The organism is Erythrobacter sp. NFXS35, from assembly GCF_040148725.1.
In the GTDB taxonomy this organism is placed as follows: Bacteria; Pseudomonadota; Alphaproteobacteria; order Sphingomonadales; family Sphingomonadaceae; genus Erythrobacter.
In genome coordinates, this window is record NZ_JAGDEB010000007.1 from 1 (window position 1) to 16,420 (window position 16,420).

16 protein-coding genes are annotated in these 16,420 nt (G+C 60.7%); 4 read left to right on the forward strand and 12 right to left on the reverse strand.

Annotated features, from left to right (window positions below; genetic code table 11):
- Positions 1-165: 165 nt before the first annotated feature.
- Complete coding sequence (locus J3454_RS16060) at positions 166-735, reverse strand: hypothetical protein (protein WP_349514792.1); 570 nt, start codon at positions 733-735, stop codon at positions 166-168.
- Positions 728-1,531, reverse strand: a complete 804-nt coding sequence (locus J3454_RS16065) for an SDR family NAD(P)-dependent oxidoreductase (protein WP_349514793.1) — start codon at positions 1,529-1,531, stop codon at positions 728-730. The genes J3454_RS16060 and J3454_RS16065 overlap by 8 nt, the downstream gene beginning before the upstream one ends.
- Positions 1,532-1,545: 14 nt before the next feature.
- Between J3454_RS16065 and J3454_RS16070 the strand changes: the two genes are divergently transcribed.
- Positions 1,546-2,139, forward strand: a complete 594-nt coding sequence (locus J3454_RS16070) for a Crp/Fnr family transcriptional regulator (RefSeq protein WP_349514794.1) — start codon at positions 1,546-1,548, stop codon at positions 2,137-2,139.
- A 152-nt stretch (positions 2,140-2,291) separates the two neighbouring features.
- On the opposite strand, the gene J3454_RS16075 is transcribed toward J3454_RS16070, so the two are convergent.
- Positions 2,292-2,681: a type II toxin-antitoxin system VapC family toxin gene (locus J3454_RS16075; RefSeq protein ID WP_349514795.1), complete on the reverse strand. Its 390-nt coding sequence runs from the start codon at positions 2,679-2,681 to the stop codon at positions 2,292-2,294.
- Positions 2,678-2,923, reverse strand: coding sequence for an AbrB/MazE/SpoVT family DNA-binding domain-containing protein (locus J3454_RS16080; RefSeq protein ID WP_349514796.1), 246 nt, complete (start codon positions 2,921-2,923; stop codon positions 2,678-2,680). Before J3454_RS16080 ends, J3454_RS16075 begins: the two co-directional genes overlap by 4 nt.
- A gap of 499 nt (positions 2,924-3,422) precedes the next feature.
- On the opposite strand from J3454_RS16080, the gene J3454_RS16085 reads away from it, so the two are divergent.
- Positions 3,423-4,595: a DUF3800 domain-containing protein gene (locus tag J3454_RS16085; RefSeq protein ID WP_349514797.1), complete on the forward strand. Its 1,173-nt coding sequence runs from the start codon at positions 3,423-3,425 to the stop codon at positions 4,593-4,595.
- Here the strand turns inward: J3454_RS16085 and J3454_RS16090 are convergent, their stop codons facing one another.
- The 6 genes from J3454_RS16090 to J3454_RS16115 all read right to left on the reverse strand — a co-directional run bounded on the left by J3454_RS16090 (position 4,596) and on the right by J3454_RS16115 (position 11,728).
- Positions 4,596-4,727: a hypothetical protein gene (locus tag J3454_RS16090; protein WP_269135518.1), complete on the reverse strand. Its 132-nt coding sequence runs from the start codon at positions 4,725-4,727 to the stop codon at positions 4,596-4,598.
- Positions 4,727-5,473: a helix-turn-helix domain-containing protein gene (locus J3454_RS16095; protein ID WP_349514798.1), complete on the reverse strand. Its 747-nt coding sequence runs from the start codon at positions 5,471-5,473 to the stop codon at positions 4,727-4,729. Before J3454_RS16095 ends, J3454_RS16090 begins: the two co-directional genes overlap by 1 nt.
- A 74-nt stretch (positions 5,474-5,547) precedes the next feature.
- Complete coding sequence (locus J3454_RS16100; RefSeq protein WP_349514799.1) at positions 5,548-6,894, reverse strand: hypothetical protein; 1,347 nt, start codon at positions 6,892-6,894, stop codon at positions 5,548-5,550.
- Complete coding sequence (locus tag J3454_RS16105; protein WP_349514800.1) at positions 6,861-7,589, reverse strand: hypothetical protein; 729 nt, start codon at positions 7,587-7,589, stop codon at positions 6,861-6,863. Before J3454_RS16105 ends, J3454_RS16100 begins: the two co-directional genes overlap by 34 nt.
- A gap of 504 nt (positions 7,590-8,093) precedes the next feature.
- Positions 8,094-9,503, reverse strand: coding sequence for an amidohydrolase family protein (locus tag J3454_RS16110; RefSeq protein WP_349514801.1), 1,410 nt, complete (start codon positions 9,501-9,503; stop codon positions 8,094-8,096).
- A gap of 416 nt (positions 9,504-9,919) precedes the next feature.
- Positions 9,920-11,728: a gamma-glutamyltransferase family protein gene (locus J3454_RS16115; protein WP_349514802.1), complete on the reverse strand. Its 1,809-nt coding sequence runs from the start codon at positions 11,726-11,728 to the stop codon at positions 9,920-9,922.
- Between the two features lie 314 nt (positions 11,729-12,042).
- On the opposite strand from J3454_RS16115, the gene J3454_RS16120 reads away from it, so the two are divergent.
- Both J3454_RS16120 and J3454_RS16125 read left to right on the forward strand, forming a co-directional pair.
- Entirely contained in the window at positions 12,043-13,368 is a 1,326-nt protein-coding gene (locus J3454_RS16120; RefSeq protein ID WP_349514803.1) for an MFS transporter, read from the forward strand.
- A gap of 225 nt (positions 13,369-13,593) precedes the next feature.
- Positions 13,594-14,679: an alpha/beta fold hydrolase gene (locus J3454_RS16125; protein WP_349514804.1), complete on the forward strand. Its 1,086-nt coding sequence runs from the start codon at positions 13,594-13,596 to the stop codon at positions 14,677-14,679.
- A gap of 257 nt (positions 14,680-14,936) precedes the next feature.
- On the opposite strand, the gene J3454_RS16130 is transcribed toward J3454_RS16125, so the two are convergent.
- Both J3454_RS16130 and J3454_RS16135 read right to left on the reverse strand, forming a co-directional pair.
- On the reverse strand, positions 14,937-15,644 hold the full coding sequence (locus tag J3454_RS16130) for a dienelactone hydrolase family protein (protein WP_349514805.1): 708 nt from the start codon (positions 15,642-15,644) through the stop codon (positions 14,937-14,939).
- A 3-nt stretch (positions 15,645-15,647) separates the two neighbouring features.
- Positions 15,648-16,037 (reverse strand): nuclear transport factor 2 family protein, encoded by a 390-nt coding sequence (locus J3454_RS16135; protein WP_349514806.1) that lies wholly within the window; start codon positions 16,035-16,037, stop codon positions 15,648-15,650.
- Positions 16,038-16,420: the final 383 nt, after the last annotated feature.

A 16,420-nucleotide genomic window follows, 5' to 3' on the forward strand; every position in this document is an offset into this window, starting at 1 on the left:
AGCCACGCTCGCACCCAGCTGACCCCATCAAGTGCCGTTATTGAGCACGCAGAGAACACAGGCACCCAAAGGTATCATCCGCTCAGGACCGAGCAGCCAGATCTTGACCCATTAGAGAACACAATCGAATGGAAATCTGCCATCAACAATCGACCGCACAGCTTCTCAAGCTCGCAGCAGTTCACGCAATCGAACGGACAACCGCTGTAGCAAGACCGATCGCATCGCCAGTTGCAGCCCAAAGGCGCCTGACATTCCCAGAGCCGCGCTGGGAACAAGCCTTGCAAAGAAAAGCGTGACGAGAATAGCGAGCGGGTGGATTCCAACTACGGCACAGGCCACGACCGTCAGTCGCGGGGTCCACGGCAGAAGCGCAATTGCCGCAAGATACCACAGCCCGTGGAGGCGAAGGTACCTAGTAATCTCCGCCACTGCATCGGCCGCTTCGTCGGTTCCAGCAAGACCGGCCGGTGCAACATCGACAAACTGCACCGCGTAAGCCATCACCATTCCGCCTGAAGCGGTGCCTGCCGCGAAGGCCAATGCGAAGATCGGCCAGCGGTGGGGAGCAAGAGCCGACAAGCCGGTCAGCAGCAGTTGGTTCGGCATGACTGGCACGAAGAAGTCGGCGGCAGGAAAGCCTGCGACGACCGGCGGTAGCCAAGGGCGATCAACATGGCGCGCCGACCATTGGATCAGTCGAATACGCAACGGCAAACGGCGCGCCTTATCCATTGCGCATGATGCCATAACCCAGCCGAGGCGAAACGCGCATGATGGCACGCAGCAGGCGCGTTTTGCCGACATCGATTATGGGCCGATCGCGCTGCATGCCCTGCACGATCTGCCTTGCGCAATCTTCTGGCGTGATCTTGCCTCTGCCTCGCCCCCGCGTCATGTCCGTATCGACCAGCGGCGGAAGCGCTTCGAAGATTTTCAGATTGGCTGCCCGGCTGCCCGCCTGATACCGCAGGGCCCGGGTGTAGCTGCCGAGCCCTGCCTTGGTGGCGCAGTAAACCGGAGACGACTGTTTGGGTGCAAGGGCCAGACCGGATGTGATGTTGCAGATTGCCGCGTGGCGGTGCCGCAGCAGCAGCGGCATCAGATACAGGCCAAGCAGCACCGGCGAGGTGAAATTGAGCTGTATCTCGCTTTCAAAGGCCGAGGCGATTTCTTCGGCATCGGGCGCGACACAATCACCCAGCACTTGCTGGCCCGCGTTGTTGACCAGAACCGAACAGTCCGGATGCTCAGCGATCAGCACATGGGCCAGCATCCTGGCACCATCAGGTTCGGCAAGATCAACGCTGATGAAATTTACCAAAGTGCTGCCGATCATGTCGGGCAGGTCGCCCCTGCTTCTGCCCGCGACAACGATCGCTGCTGCGCCAAGCTGCGCAAATTCATGACACAATGCGCGCCCAATTCCGCGGCTGCCACCTGTGATACAAATTGTCCGCCCACGAAACTGCATTGCGTGTAATCCTTCTTCAGTATGCACTGCTGATGACCCAAACGAAGGGTTGAGCAATTGACCGAGGTTCAGTGACTAACGAAAATCCCGCCAGCCGCTTTGCCGCCATGCTTGAAGTGCGCGCACGCAAGCTCGGGGAATGGCGTGAGCGGCGTGTCGCAGCCGGATCGGAGGTATTTCAGCCTCAGGCCGAAAACGTCCCAGTATTCATCCTCACAGCAGGCCTCGTCAAACTCTACTATCCGGTCGCCAACGGCGAGGAATGGACCAAAAGCTACATCGCCGATCATGGCGTGTTCGGCCCGACGTCGATCGAGGCACCGATCATGCAATTCGGCGCACGAGCTATCGAGGACTGCTGCCTTGGAACAATGCGCCTGACATGGCTTGCCGGACAATTGGGTGAGGATGCTGCTCTTGTGGGCGCGTTAGGCCAATTCCAGGCCTGGCTGTTCGAGCGCAAGCGTCAGCGCGAAGAGGACTTGCTGTGTCGCGCCGCTGAGGAGCGGTATCTCGCTTTCGTCGAAGGTGAGACCGCGCTGACCGCTCGCCTTGAGCAGCAGGAAATCGCTGCATACCTGCGGGTCACCCCCGTCGCCTTAAGCCGAATTCGTCGCCGCCTGAAGCAGCAAGGCCGGTTATCAGCAGGCGCTTCATCCCCTTAGACCGGCTCAAAGTCTCAACAAACGGCGGTGTCCGATATGGTGTCGATTGCAGAACGGCGGCTTCCGGCGAGAAATCCGTTGAAGCTGCCAAGCAGGATCATGGCGGTGGAACTCCAGTAGAATGGCGAACGCCCTGCCCTCGCCTCTGCGCATCATCGAATAGCGACGACGTTGGTTTTGGCGGCATCGGCGGCCGCCTTCCAGCTCTGATCACTGGTCCATGCCGGAAGACCGTCACGCTGCGCCAGCGCAAGGCAGAAGCGGTCGCCAAGCGATAGCCTGTGACCAGCTGTGACGGCGCGCAAACGCCCGGCCATTTGCGCCAGCGCCTTGTCGGTCGGCACAATGGTCATTGGCAGTGGATCGAGCATCGCGTCGACCTCACGCTCAGGCATGCCAAGATGGATGAAGTGGGTGACCACCTCGGCGTAGTTGATCGTGCATATCCGGGCGTCTGCTATGGCTGCGGCGACTTTGTCGGCACCCTTCTCTCCCTTCAGCATGGCGATGAGGGCGGAGGCGTCCAGTACGATCTCGCTCACTCTCCGCTGTCCTCGCGGCGCTTGGCCAGGAAAGCCGCGACTGACGCTTCCGGGTTTCCTTCAGTGTACTGCTTCGCCAAAGCCTGAGCGCGGGCCACGGCCTGTGCGGCCGTTCGCAGCACGAGGCCATCCGGCGTCTCATCCAGATAGACTGCGCCGCCGCCGACGAGCCCGAGCCGCTTGCGGATGTCAGCCGGGAGGCTCATCCGGCCATTGGGCGTGATGTTGACTTGGACTGTCATGCGGGCTCCGACTCCTAATGTGTTGGCCGTGGGGCATACTCTAGCCAGAGTGCTCCTGAAATTCAACACAATGCAAATTGAGGCACAAACGATCAGATGGGCCACATAAAGGCCTGTATGTCGCTATCGTCGAAAAGCGTCTCAACGATACGTTGCTGCCAGTGCGCCTGCCCCTCGCAACAGCGATGTTGCCTTGTTGCGGCTTGTCCGGAAGGGATCGCTCACCGGACACTTTCTGAGACAGACATCGTATTCCTAGTGTAGGGATCGAAGGCTGCCCCGCATGGCGCACCAAGCGCACTTAATTGCCGGACGGGAATGGCTGGGATTAGGACAATCCTGCCGTTGCCGCACGACGGGTCTAACGGCAGGAACATCGCCAAAACCTGACGCTCACCGAAGGCTACGCTGGCATGGTACTAAATGTGGCCAACGATATCATCTCCTTGATTGGCCGCCCTCACTGGTTCGCTTTCGGAGAAACGGATATGGAATCGGGATGTATGTGTTCGTAGACGAATCCGGCAATACCGGTGCCCATCTCTTTGATGAGGCGCAGCCGATCTTCCTGACGGTTGCTCTGATGACGCGCACCGATTTCGACGCCATCTACACCAAGCCGATCGCCAACCTCGCGCGCGCCGTCGGTGATACCCAGCTCCACGCTGCCAAGCTCGGGGTGGCGCGGATTGAGGAGATTGCCCGTCCGCTCCATAAGCTACTGCAACGCGCTGATCCGCGCTTCTACATCTCACGGGTCGAGAAGCGGTATATCGTCGCCACCAAGATGTTCGATCTGCTGTTCGACCCTGGCGAGAACCGCGCCGCGTCGCCGCATATCTATCTCATGCGCCCGCTCAGGATCACGTTCGCGGTCAAGTTCGCCGAGATCGTAACCGAGGACATGGCGCGAGACTTCTGGGCGTCGATGATGGAGACCAACCCCGATCGCGCCCGCGGCGGCATGATCCAATTTTGCGATGATGTTCTGGCGCTTCTACCTGGTGTCCAGGATAAGGGCTTCGTCGAGCGCATAGGCCCCGCCATCGAATGGGCTCGGGAAAACCCTGAAGCAATCTACTTCCATTCTGACGGCCGCATCGCTCGCCAAGGCCATCTTCCCAACCTCGTCGGGTTCGGCAATCTGATGGACGGCGTGGAGGTGCAGTCGCAGGCCTGGCGACGGCCGGTCCGGCGAATCCGGCACGACCGACAGAGCGAGTTCGAGGCCGCGCTTCGCTGGTGGCATGATCTCTACGCCAATGCGTCGCCGGAGCGTGTGCCGCTGATGATGGGCGAGATGTTCAAAGCACAGCGCGCCGGCGGCAGCACCTTCGAGATATCGACCGCCGAAGCCAGTCCGGGCATCCAGATCACCGACGTTATCATGTGGCTATTCAACCGGCTTCATCGCGAAAAGGAGATCGGCGCAGACTCGTGGCGCATGATGCAATGGGTGTTTCGCCGCGCCCGTCAGAACGACTTTTCGTTCGATGGCGTTCTTGGAGCGCTTGATCAGCGATACGCACACATCATGACGGAGCCGATGGACGAGGCTCGCCTCGACGCCGCGCGCGAACAGCTGGCGATGATCGACGCGGCAACAAAGGGACGGGTCGAAGCCTACCGGGCCGAGAAGGACGCGAAGCAAATCGAAGGCGACCAAGCCTGATCAGTTCGGGAGGACGATAAAGCCGCTCCCGAGTGCGATCACCGCCGCGATCACCAGCCGGGCCGACCAGCGCCCCAGTTCTTCCAGAAATGCCCCCGTGAAGCGATCGAGAGGCTTGCTCGTCCCAGCCATCAATCGAGCCCCTCGAAATAGTCGGCGACCATCTGCCGCTCGTCGACCTTGGCGTCCGCCCACAACGTCGTGATCGTGCTCGCTGCGGGATTGCGGCGGCGTGAGCGGATCGCGATGATGGCGATCATGATCGGCTCGCCGCCCATCAGCGGCTCGGCAGCATAGGTTCCGGTGAGCACGACCGCGGCATGGCTGCGTTCGAGCCGCTCGACACAATCGAGCACATCGCGCCACAGCCGACGCACGCGGAAATCGCGATCGGGCTTCGGGCCGATCACGCCCTCGCGCTCGGCCTGGACGAAGCTCGCCAGACCGAACCACTCGCGAAGCTCGGCGACGTCGCCGGCTGCGTCGTCGTCAAGATCGGAATCGAGCAGCAGGCTGAAGGTGGCGAGCATCGTCCGCAGCTGAAGCTCGGTCCTTAACGGCGCGACCGCGACGGGCACGCGGCCCTCGGTCCAGGCGAACATTTCGACGAAGTTAGCGGCGGCCTCCTCAGGAGTGGGGCGAACACGCACGCGCAGAAACTCGTCCTCGGACTTGCCCAAGGCGCGCGCGAGCTTGCGCAGCTGCGCCGGCCGCACCTTCAGACCACGCTCGACCCGCGACACCGTCGCCAGCGACACGCCAGCCTCGGCGGCGAGCATATCCTGCTTCCAGCCGTTGAAGGTCCGCTGCAGCTTCACGAAGTTCGCGATGGCGGCTTCGTCGAGCACGAAGGTTTCGAGGGGTTCGAGCGTGTCCATGTCCTCAATATGATCGAAGAGCCTTGCAATTTAGAGGTCGTTTCGCACGTCAGTTCGACGAAATCGCCGCCGCCTCAAAGATACTGCACGCCCCGATTGAGCAGGTCGGCTAAGGCTTCTTCGCGGGAACGCACAGGTGACGCGGCGGCCCCGACCAGTCCGCGCGCGACACCGCGCGCGAGGCCGCGCGCCAACACCCGCTCGGCGGTTGACACCTTCTGAATGCCGGCGCGCCCATGGACGAAAGTGCTGCGCAGCTCGAACAGGTGGCGATAGTCGCGAACAGCGTTTGGATCGTTCAGGAGCGCGGCGATCCGGGCGGCAACGCGGTCAGTAGCCGAGCGGCCTTTATGCTTATCGGGCTTCGACCGCATCGATTTCTTGTGATCCATCTCTAGCCCCATCGCCGCTTCGATTGCGGTCATATGGGCCATCACTTCATCCATGCCGTCGGCCAAAAAGGCGCGAACCAGAAAATGGGCGATCGGCGTTTCGAACAGGTTCGTCGATCGGGCCGCCTCAAGCTCCCGCCACGCGGCATCGGTGAACAACGCGAACCCCGCCTTGGCTTCGTCATCCAATGGCAGCACCGTCGGTCGCTCGAGTTCGACCTGCTCGCCCCAATGATCCTCTACTATCCACGGCTCGAGCGTGAGGCCGTCGGGATTGGGCGGCGGCGACGGCCGGACGAACAGGTCATCGTTGAGCGTGTAGATCCAAGGGACGCGAAAGCCGCGCCAATCGACCTCCTGCATCGTCGACCATTGCTCCCAGGGGGCAAGCAGTAGGAAGAATAGCGCCGCCTCGACCGGCGGTGGAAAGCGGCCAAGATGCGGGTAGATTTCGCCGAAGTCGCGGTTCATCGCCATGTACATAAAGGGTGCCGCCCGCGCTTCAGCTCCACCGTTCACCGCGAGGCTCTCTTCGATCACCAGCCATTGGAATTGCGCGAGGCGTTTTGCGTCAATCGGCTGGGTCGGGAAATTGCGTGCCAGGCGTTCCGCGTCGAACATCTGCGACAACTCGTCCGCGCTGAATAGGGCAAGCCGGGCCTGGCCGAAGGCAAGCGGCGGAAGATCGTCGGCGAGATCAAGCGGGCACAAATGCCGCCGTGTAATCGTCCGTCGCGTGAAAGCATGGTCGATCGCATTGGCGGCGCTCCGCGGATCGACCGACAGGCTGGCATGGCCGGCGGGTAGCCAACAGGGAACGCCGAGCGAGCGGATGGCCGTGCTCAGCGCAAAGACCGGCTTGTCGCCGCCATAGTCGGCGCGGCAAACGTCACTCACCGCGGTGAAGGCGGGAGCGGCCAGGAGGTTATTCGGTCCGGGGCGCGGTACGCGCCACAGCGCTTCGACCGCGCTGATCAAGGCTGGGCTGGCCCCCATCAGTTGCTGTCCGCCGTTGCCAGCGGTAGCCATTCGCGCTCGGCACGTTCGCGCACGAGGCGAGCCTCAAGCCCAGGGTCTTTCCGCTCAATGCTCTCATTGTAGATATATTCGGCATCGCGCCAGAATCTCGCGATCGCGGCGACGAACTCGTGAAGGCACTGCAGCGGAATCCGCATCTGCGCCACGCGGGGCGGGCTTGGCAGCGATGCTCCGAAGCCCGGCGGCATCGGTGGGATGATAGGCCAGAAGTCCGGGTAACGCCGCGCCAGCTCGGCTGTGGAATCGCCATCGCCGTGTCGACAGGCGTTGCCGAGATGTTGAAGCGCATCGAGCACCTCGAAACTCGGAAACGCATCGAGGCCAATGCCTCGCAGGCCGCGAAACAGCTTCTGCAGCTCTTTCCAGTTCGCCTTCTCGATCTTGGTGGCGAAGGGCTCGCCCGGTCTAAGATCCTTCGCGCAGCCCAGGAGATAACTGCGTAGCTGACGCTCCCAGATCGACTGGATGGACAGGCCAAAGGCGCGCATCGTTTCGAGACGAACCTCCTCCATATCGGCCTTTGCGAAGACCGCACCGGGCCAGTCACTGTTCTCCAGCTCGTCGATCTTGGCTTCAAGCGTGGCGAGCGCCGGCACAATCACGTCCTGAAAATAGGCTGCAATGGTCATGTCGTGCTTGCTGGCCTGCACGTCGGCGAAGCAATTCTTCCATCGGAACGGCTTCATGGCTGAACCCCCATGCTCGCCGCCTCGGCGATGTAGTCGCGATACGCAAAGTTGATCAGATCGCGGACCGGCTCCAACAACCCACCGGTCGGGAGCCCCTGGCTTCTGAGAACAGATGTTAACGCTCGTCCAGTTCGCAATCGACAATGACATACGCGTAATAAGCCACGACATCAATGAATGACCACTTGGGTGCGGGGCGGCTGGGATCGGAGGACCGATAATGGGGCGCATTGCCGATGGCTCGCTTCGCCCAACGCGATTGGCCGCTTTCGGCTAGGACTGACGTTCAACGCTACTGATCCTAGCGACCGGGTCTGGGTCGCAACCCGACATTCAACTCTGTGGCCAGGAGCGACTGGGCTTTGGGCCGAGGGCGGCCGCACGTCAGTGGCGAGCCGAACGGCGGCATCCTACAATCGGCGCTTAAGGCCTACCCATCAGGAAAGGACCCCAAGGCGAACATCGGGCTCAGCAAAGCTTCACGCGGGATGCGGGTATCGGTTACTGATTTAATTCGCGCAAGTCTTGCAATTCGCCCCTAGTGAAAAGGCGGCCATTCTGAACAACCGCCTCAATGGCGCGAGTGTTCGAGATGTTCTCCAGTGGATTCGACTGCAGCACGACGAAATCTGCCACCTTGCCGACTTCAAGCGTGCCGTAATCTTCGCTCTCGTCCAGCCATGCTGCAGCTTCTGTTGTCGTCGATCTGAGTGCCTGCAAGGGTGTGACACCGATAGCTACCAAGTCCTCCAGTTCGCGATGCAATGAGTCTCCTGGGAAAAGAAAGGAATTGACGGCCCCGGTATCCGTGCCTGCGAGAACCGTGACCCCGCGTTCGACTGCATCCGCCAAAAGGCGGCGATTGTGGCCCGATAGAAGGGTATCCGTCGCGATCTGTTGGGGTGTCCTCGCTTGTGCTCCTGCGACGCGTTCTGCAAAGGTCTCGCGCATCCGTTCCGGGGTGTTTGTCAGACCTTCGGATTGTTCGAAAACAGTCCAGTCCGTCTCTCGGTCGAGCATGCGGCCAAACAGGATGGTTGACACTATCGCGACATTGTTCGCCTTCATCATGGCGAACTGCCTGTCCCTGTGCTGATCGTCTGCACTGTCGATCAACTCGTTGGCGAGACCGTAGACCGAAAGCGGCTCGCCTTCAGCTGCACGGCGGGCAAAGCCATGATCCCTGGTCGACGCGGCACGCGCCAGATAAACCTCATGTTCGATTGCATCGATCCCAGCGCCAATGGCCTGTTCGATGGTGACCGCCATCGGCAGATGGCCCGAGGTCCTCAGTCCTCTGCGCTCCGCTTCCTCGAGCGTAGCCAGGTAAACCTCATGCGAGATCGTACTGTCGTAGAGCTTGATGAAATCGGCGTTCCGGCTCTCCAAATTGTCTAGCGCGGCGCCGACTTCCTCCACTGAGCTGATCTCGATCGAGCCGGGCCAGGAGGAGCCGGGCCCGTCGATCTTCTGTAATGAAGTGTAAATTCTAGGTCCGATCCGTTCCCCCCGGTCGATCTCGTCACGCCACCGAGCGACCACATCCGGCAGGTCACCACCTCCGTCGCGCACGGCCGTCACCCCGTGGCTGAGATATTGGGGAAGCCAAGCAGCGTTGGCAGCAATCAACTCGTCTCCACCTCGTATGTGGATGTGCATGTCCCACAGGCCGGGAATTACATAGCGGCCGGTAGCTCGAAATTGCTGGCGGGAACTAAAGTTGGAATCCGATGGCACTATCGCAGCAATGCGATCACCCTCGAGGAGGATGGTTCGATTGACTGAGACTTCTCCCGTTTGAACATCGACTATTGAGGCGTCCACAATGGCGAGGTCGTAGACTGTTTCGGCACGTAGCTGGCCGGCTAGAAGCGTGGCGGCCGATGCAATGAGCAGAAGGAAGGTTTTCATCTTTGCGTATCTCGACAGATTGATGGAGTCGGCTATCGTCAAAGGTTATTTTGGAACATCCGTCATCTCAACGTCAAAAGAAGAATCTGCTTGCACGGGCTGCAGAAATGTCCGCCTCCCGCCCACGAGCGGGGCCGATCCGCGACCGCGAAGCCTGCCTGGCGGCCTTCGGCGGACGCAGACGTTCAATCTGGAGACCGTGAACGACCACCCTGGGTCGGGCAGCCGACACTGCCCAACTCGGGCCGGGAATGGTGGCTATTGCGGGTTATGTTCCAAAGAGTCGGCATTCTGAAATCGATCCCGAAGCGGAAGTCTGCGGCCGGGGGTGCCAGTCGTTTCGTCGTAGTTTCCCTAATAAACGGTCGATTGTGCCGAGAAGGAATTGCACGACGTCGGCGAGTTGATCGCGCTTCTCAGTACCCGCTGGCCTGGCCATCCTTTCGCATCTCGGTCGCGCCGGTGAGGACGCCGGTTTCGGAGTCGCGGGCGATCGCCTCGTAGCCGCCGAACATGATGCCGTCGCTCACGACCTCCACCCTGTGGCCCATGGCGCGCAGGCGCTCGATCGTCGTGGCTGGAATACCCGGCTCTACGAACAGCGTGCCCATTGGGTCGGCGACGGGGCCGCCGAGCCCCTCGGTCGGCTGCGGTCCGCCATCGTGGTTGAAGCGCGCAGCATCGCCGGCTTCCTGCAGGTTCATGCCGTAGTCAACGATATTGACGAGCACCTGGACGTGCCCCTGCGGCTGCATCCCGCCGCCCATCAGGCCGAGCGTCATGTAAGGCTCGCCGTCCTTCTTCACGAAGGCGGGGATGATGGTGTGGAAGGGTCGCTTGCCGGGCGCATAGGCATTGGGGTGTTCGGGATCGAGGCTGAAGAGTTCGCCGCGATCCTGGAACATGAAGCCAAGGCCATCGGGCACCAGCCCGCCGCCCATGCCGCGATAGTTCGACTGGATCAGGCTGACCATCATGCCGTTCCCGTCGACCACCGTGAGATAGGTGGTGTCGCCTTCGCCCTCGAGCTTGGGCTCGCCCGGCGCGAGGCTGGGGTTGGCGCGCGCGGGATCGATCATCGCGAAGCGCGTGCGCCCGTATTCCTCGCTCAGCAGGTCCTTCGGGAGGGCGGCGAAATCCGGATCGGCGTAGAAACGCGCCACGTCCTCGTAAGCGAGGCGCTTGGCCTCGATCATGTAGTGCAGCGCCTCGGGGCTCCCGCGTTCCCACTGCGCGATGTCGACGTTTTTGAGGATATTGACCATCTGCAGCGCGGCGAATCCTTGGCTGTTCGGCGGGAGCTCGCACAATTCGTAGCTATCACGATAGGTGGCGCAGGCTGGATCAACCCACTCGCTGGTGTGGGATGCAAAATCCTCGCGGGTGAAGGCGCTGCCTTGCCTCTGGAGGTAGTCCACCATGACATCGGTCAGCGCGCCGTCGTAGAATGCGTCGCGGCCGTCGCGCCCGATCGTCTCGAGCGTGGCGGCGAGGTCGGGGTTGCGGAAGATCTCGCCGGCTTCGGGCGCGCTGCCATCGGTAAACCACACCTTGCGTGCATTGGCGAAGTCGAACTGGTCCTCGCGCGCAGAATAGACGCGCAGCGCACGGTCGAGATACATCGCCACCACCGGCGCCACCGGATGGCCTTCGCGGGCATAGCGCACGGTAGGCGCGAGGTTAGTCGCCATCGGCAACTTGCCGAATTGCTCGTGCATCGCGAACCAGGCATCTACCGTGCCGGGTATCGTGATCGGCAGCGGACCGATCGGCGGCAGGGCCTCCGCATCGCCTAGCTTTTCGCGCAACTGCGCCAGGGTCTGGTTCTTCGGGCTCCGACCGGACCCGTTGATGCCGTAGAGCTTGTCCGTGGTGGGGTCGTAGATGATCGCGAAGAGGTCGCCGCCGATGCCGTTGCCGGTCGGATGCATCAGCCCGGTTGCCGCATTGGCCGCGATCGCTGCATCGACCGCGCTGCCGCCCGCCTTGAGAATGTCGAGCGCGACCTGCGTCGCCAGTGGGTGCTCGGTCGCGGCCATCCCATGCTGGGCTTTGACGGGGCTGCGCGACCATTTCGCACCGACCGGCCTTCCGCCCGCGCCGATCTGCTCTTCGATAGGCGGCATCTGCTGAGCCGGGTCAGGCGTCTGCCCGGCAAGCGGCGCGGCGATGAGCGCGGAAGTGCCCAGAGCGATGCCGATAATGTTGATGGCGGCGAAGCGCATGGAAATCCTCCTGTTTAACGGGTGCGCCGTTATCCATGAATGGGACGCTCCGGGCAAGTCGTCCGATCTGCGAGGGCGGTTCGGGAGTTCGTCAACCTGATCAGGTATTGGGCAGACAAGAATATCCGCGAAAACTTCAGAGCCGACGTTTACTCGACGAGGCCTTTCGAAGAGTTCGGCGCCAGATCTCGGCTATGGGCTCAGATTCCAGATGATCAGATGTCTCAGGTCAGCTTCGCTCCGCCTACCCCTGTTCTTGAACCGTTGATCCAGTCGTGATCTAAGATCAATAGGCGCCTCGGAGGGAGGGCAGCGTGGCCGGTGTGCGATACCAATTGCTCCCGAAGGAGCTCATTCTCAGTGAAAACAAGTTTCTCCGGCTGGCCGCTGTGGCTCTGTTTTATTTTACTCAAGGTATTCCGCAGGGCCTCTTCTACTTTGCGCTGCCAGCCTGGCTGGCGGCAGGTGGCGCTTCTGCTGCAGCGATAGCTTCCGTGGTCGCAGCAGCCGCACTTCCGCATACGTTGAAATTCGCGACGGGCTTTATTCTCGATCGTTATACATACCTCCCGATGGGGCGCCGGCGCGCCTGGATAATCGGGGCGCAATTGGCGCTGACCGGCACTTTCGTGATCGGGGCGATCATCTCGCCGGATAGTGGAAACATCGCGATCCTCTCGGCTGTCGCGTTCGCGTCGTCGCTCAGCTACTCCTTTCAGGATGTCGGCATCGACAGCTTGGCTATCGACATCATGGAGGACGACGAGCGGGCCAAAGCAGCAGGTCTGATGTTCGGGTCTGCGACGGTTGGGATTTCCCTCATGACCTGGTCCGGGGGACTGTTGCTTGAAAGTTTTGGTAGCGCGGCGGCCTTCGCTGTCGCTGCTTTTGGCACATCCGTGGCGCTGGTATTCGGCATTACTGTCCGCGAGAGACCGGGAGAGAAGCGCGTTCCATGGTCGGCCGGCAGCGCCCATCCGCGGAACGAGGCAATTCAGGTGGAGGCGTGGTGGCCGCTTCTGCGCGATGCTTTTCGCGTGCTCCTCGCCCCCGTCAGTCTGGTGTTCGTTGTCATTCTTGTCGCGCGCGGAATCCCGGCAGGGCTGACCGAAACCCTGCATCCGCTGATCGCAATCCGGGATGCCGGCTGGCAAATGAGCTCGTTCACCAATCTTGTGTCGATCGCCCAGCTTTCTGCTGCTTTCGCAGCATTGTTTGTCTTCGGTTGGATCGTCGACTTGATTAGTCCCCAACGTGCGCTAATCGCCGGCGCAATCCTTTACATCATACTCTTCGCAGGGATCACCATCGCTCGTCCTCTATGGGGCAACAGCGCGCTGCTTATCGTGTATATTCTCTCCTACGATCTTGTGACGCTCTTTTTCGCTGTTGCCCTGATTGCTCTTGCGATGCGCATTTGCACTCCTGCGGTCGCTGCAGCCCAGTTCTCGGTTTACATGGCTGCCGGGAACATGGGGCGCCCGATTGGCGCTGCGCTGATGGGATTAATCGGCGAGGAAAACGCGATTACGGGATTCGTAATCCTCGCGGTCCTGTTTCTGATCGTCCTGATCATCGCACTGGTCTGCCGTTTCCCGAGCAATTGCTTTGAGCAAAATGGCGTAAGCGTAGAGAAATAGCAGCTGACTTCACGGCAGAGGTGTGAGATCCGCTCTCCAGCCGTTTTGTTCATTACCGGCAGCATGGCGTAGGCCGGACACCGGAGAGGCTGCTCTGGGGAGATTTGTGACAAAAGCCTAAATTCGTGCTCCGACCCGATGAGGGAGGTTCTTGGCTTGGCCGCAGAGGTAAGCTAATTAACGGACACCAACTTTGGTCCAATCTCTTTGTGCCGGGGATGATGGATGCGTCTAGCCTGCCTTTTGTCGTTATTGGCCACGATCTTATTCAGCAGCCCTGCACTTTCCGAAGACTGGACTGGTCTCGCCGAACAGCGAACGTTCGAATTGCGCGATTTCACCTTTCATAACGGTGAAACCCTGTCCTCTGTCACGATGAATGCTTACACGCTCGGGAAACCGCAGCGCGACGAGGCAGGGAATATATCCAATGCGGTGTTGCTCTTGCATGGAACGGGAGGAAGCGGATTGTCACTTCTTCGTCCTTCGTTTGGCGACCAACTCTTTGGCCCGGGCCAACCGCTCGATATAGAACGCTATTATATCATCTCGCCGGACAATCTGGGGCATGGCGAGAGTTCAAAACCCAGTGACGGGCTGCGCGCCGCATTCCCGCGCTATGATTATGACGACATGGTTCTCGCCCAGTACAGAATGCTGACCGAAGGTCTCCAGGTCCGGCAACTGGAAATGATCGTCGGAACCTCGATGGGTTGCATGCACGGCTTCATCTGGGGATTGGACCATCCGCGCCTCGCTCGCAGGCTTGTAACATTGGCTTGCAACGCGATCGAAATTGCCGGCCGAAATCTGATGCTTCGCCAGATGGTCATCGACGGGTTTGAAAGTGATCCAGACTATGCGAGCGGGAATTATCGCGATCCTGCCGATCTGGCGCTGGGCCAGCAGATATTCGCAAATGCGCTCATAATGGCGGGCAGCAATCCCTATCGCTTGCAGGCGGAAACACCTACGCGAGCCCAAGCGATCGAATATCTTCGGAACGCCATGGACAGAAGACTCGCCAATCCTGCTGATCCAAATGACACTATCTACCAGTTTGCCGCTTCGAGAAATTACGATCCCAGTTCCCGACTCGAACAAATCACGGTGCCGGTCCTGTGGATCAATTCTGCCGACGATTTTATCAATCCCCCGGGGCTCGGCAGCCCGGAACAATTGGCTCAGCGGATGCCGAATGCCAAATTCGTTCTCATCCCTGCGAGCGAGGAAACGAGAGGGCACGGGACACATACCCACGCGGTGTTTTGGACGAGGGAATTATCGGACTTCCTGACACGGTATCCCTGAACTCCATCCAGATCGGTCCGGGACTGTCCTTTGGCGATGATCAAGCGTGTAGCCCAGCAATTAAGCGGCCGAACCGGCGCGTTGGCAGGTTTCTACCCACTTCTGGAGATGAGCGGGGCCGATGCGCGGTCCCGAAAGCGGCGTGGCGGCTTTCATCAATTTTTCCCTAGGACCTGTTTTTCAGCAAACGAACTCTCAGCCGACTCAAGAAATTGCAGTCGACAGAGCTCGGGCGCGGACGATGGCCGACGCGCAGTTCATGGTTCGCGGGATGGAGGATCGAGAAAGGCCATGACTTCCTCGAACCAATAATCCACCCCGGTGATGCCGAAACCGTGTCCGTCCACCGGACCGATGCCGAAGGCCGGAAAGATCTTCGCCCTGTAGGGCTTACCGGAGGCGGAAAATTCCTCGGCCAATTCGCTTGTGGGCTGGGTGCTGAAATCGTTCGCCGCCTGGCCGAGGAACACGGGGATTCGTGCTTTCCTCGCGGCCTCTCGCATCCTCTGCCGAAAAATCGCGGACTGCTCCCAGTTCATCGCCGAGCCGGCAAAATCGGCCGCCCCTTTCAGGCCAAGGTCGCGCTCGGCTGCCAGCATGGCCAGAACACCGCCAAACGAATTGCCGATCAGGAAAATCCGCTCCGGATCGATCTCGGGATGCGAGGCCGCCATGGCGATCGCCGCCGCAACGTCGTCGAGCTGCGGGCCCTCCAACTGGGCTACAGCGAACCGAGCGCGCGGCTCGTCACCGTCGCGCTTCCGGATCTCGGTCAACTGGGCAAGCAGGTTGGGTGCCTGATCGGCCGAAAGTGCGCTGCCTCGCCGATGCACGCCGATGACATAATATCCGCGGGCGGCTATGGCAAATCCGACACTCTCAAAAAGAAACGTCGGATCCGGTTCGTTGCCGTGGCCGTAAACGACAGCCGGGAAAGGTCCGGTCCCCTGCGGTCGGTAGACCATGGCCTAGAGAGTCAATTCGCCGCTCCGCACGGGGACGATGTCCGGTAGCGCCGGCATTCTGACACGCTGATATCCGGAGAGCTGCCAATCATCCCCTTCGCGCGTCCAGCGCAGGGTGTAGAGCGTGGAGTGCATCGCCTTTGCATCGTCATCCTCTGCAACCACCTGCGAGCGGGCCACGAAGGTGGCCCCGGTCTGGCTCTCTTGCACCTGCACCTGCGTCCAGCTGCGCCGTGGAGCGGGACGTCGTTCGAACGGCCAATTGCGCAGGCTCGTGACGAGCTCTTCGCCGTCCCGCAAATCTCCGCGCGTATCGATGGCGACGAAGTCGGGAGCGATGATCGCCGCAACCTGCTCCGCATTGCGCTGTTCGATGGCATCGACAGCGGCCATTGAGCGTTCTTGAATGTCGTCGTTCGCACATACCGGCAGAGCAGCCAGTGCGCCAAAGATTGCTATCGTGTGGCAAAAGCCAAATCGCATATAATGATGTCCGTCGCCAGCACCCGACAGTTCACATCTACCAGAGTGCGAACAAGACGGCAAAGCGAACGGAACGGGCCCTGAGCGGTCATTTCGCCGAACGCTTCATCCCTCCAATGCGCCTTTGTCCGGAATGCTGAAGAATTGGTAGGGTCCGCTCCCCACCCGATTGTGTTCTCTAATGGGTCAAGATCTGGCTGCTCGGTCCTGAGCGGATGATACCTTTGGGTGCCTGTGTTCTCTGCGTGCTCAATAACGGCACTTGATGGGGTCAGCTGGGTGCGAGCGTGGCT

Coding starts and splice junctions, on each gene's coding strand:
- J3454_RS16135 (WP_349514806.1), bottom strand. CDS start 16,037: ATGGCCGCTGTCGATGCCATCGAACAGCGCAATGCGGAGCAGGTTGCG.
- J3454_RS16090 (WP_269135518.1), bottom strand. CDS start 4,727: ATGGCTGGGACGAGCAAGCCTCTCGATCGCTTCACGGGGGCATTTCTG.
- J3454_RS16130 (WP_349514805.1), bottom strand. CDS start 15,644: ATGGTCTACCGACCGCAGGGGACCGGACCTTTCCCGGCTGTCGTTTAC.
- J3454_RS16115 (WP_349514802.1), bottom strand. CDS start 11,728: ATGCGCTTCGCCGCCATCAACATTATCGGCATCGCTCTGGGCACTTCC.
- J3454_RS16085 (WP_349514797.1), top strand. CDS start 3,423: ATGTATGTGTTCGTAGACGAATCCGGCAATACCGGTGCCCATCTCTTT.
- J3454_RS16110 (WP_349514801.1), bottom strand. CDS start 9,503: ATGAAAACCTTCCTTCTGCTCATTGCATCGGCCGCCACGCTTCTAGCC.
- J3454_RS16095 (WP_349514798.1), bottom strand. CDS start 5,473: ATGGACACGCTCGAACCCCTCGAAACCTTCGTGCTCGACGAAGCCGCC.
- J3454_RS16060 (WP_349514792.1), bottom strand. CDS start 735: ATGGATAAGGCGCGCCGTTTGCCGTTGCGTATTCGACTGATCCAATGG.
- J3454_RS16105 (WP_349514800.1), bottom strand. CDS start 7,589: ATGAAGCCGTTCCGATGGAAGAATTGCTTCGCCGACGTGCAGGCCAGC.
- J3454_RS16080 (WP_349514796.1), bottom strand. CDS start 2,923: ATGACAGTCCAAGTCAACATCACGCCCAATGGCCGGATGAGCCTCCCG.
- J3454_RS16100 (WP_349514799.1), bottom strand. CDS start 6,894: ATGGCTACCGCTGGCAACGGCGGACAGCAACTGATGGGGGCCAGCCCA.
- J3454_RS16125 (WP_349514804.1), top strand. CDS start 13,594: ATGCGTCTAGCCTGCCTTTTGTCGTTATTGGCCACGATCTTATTCAGC.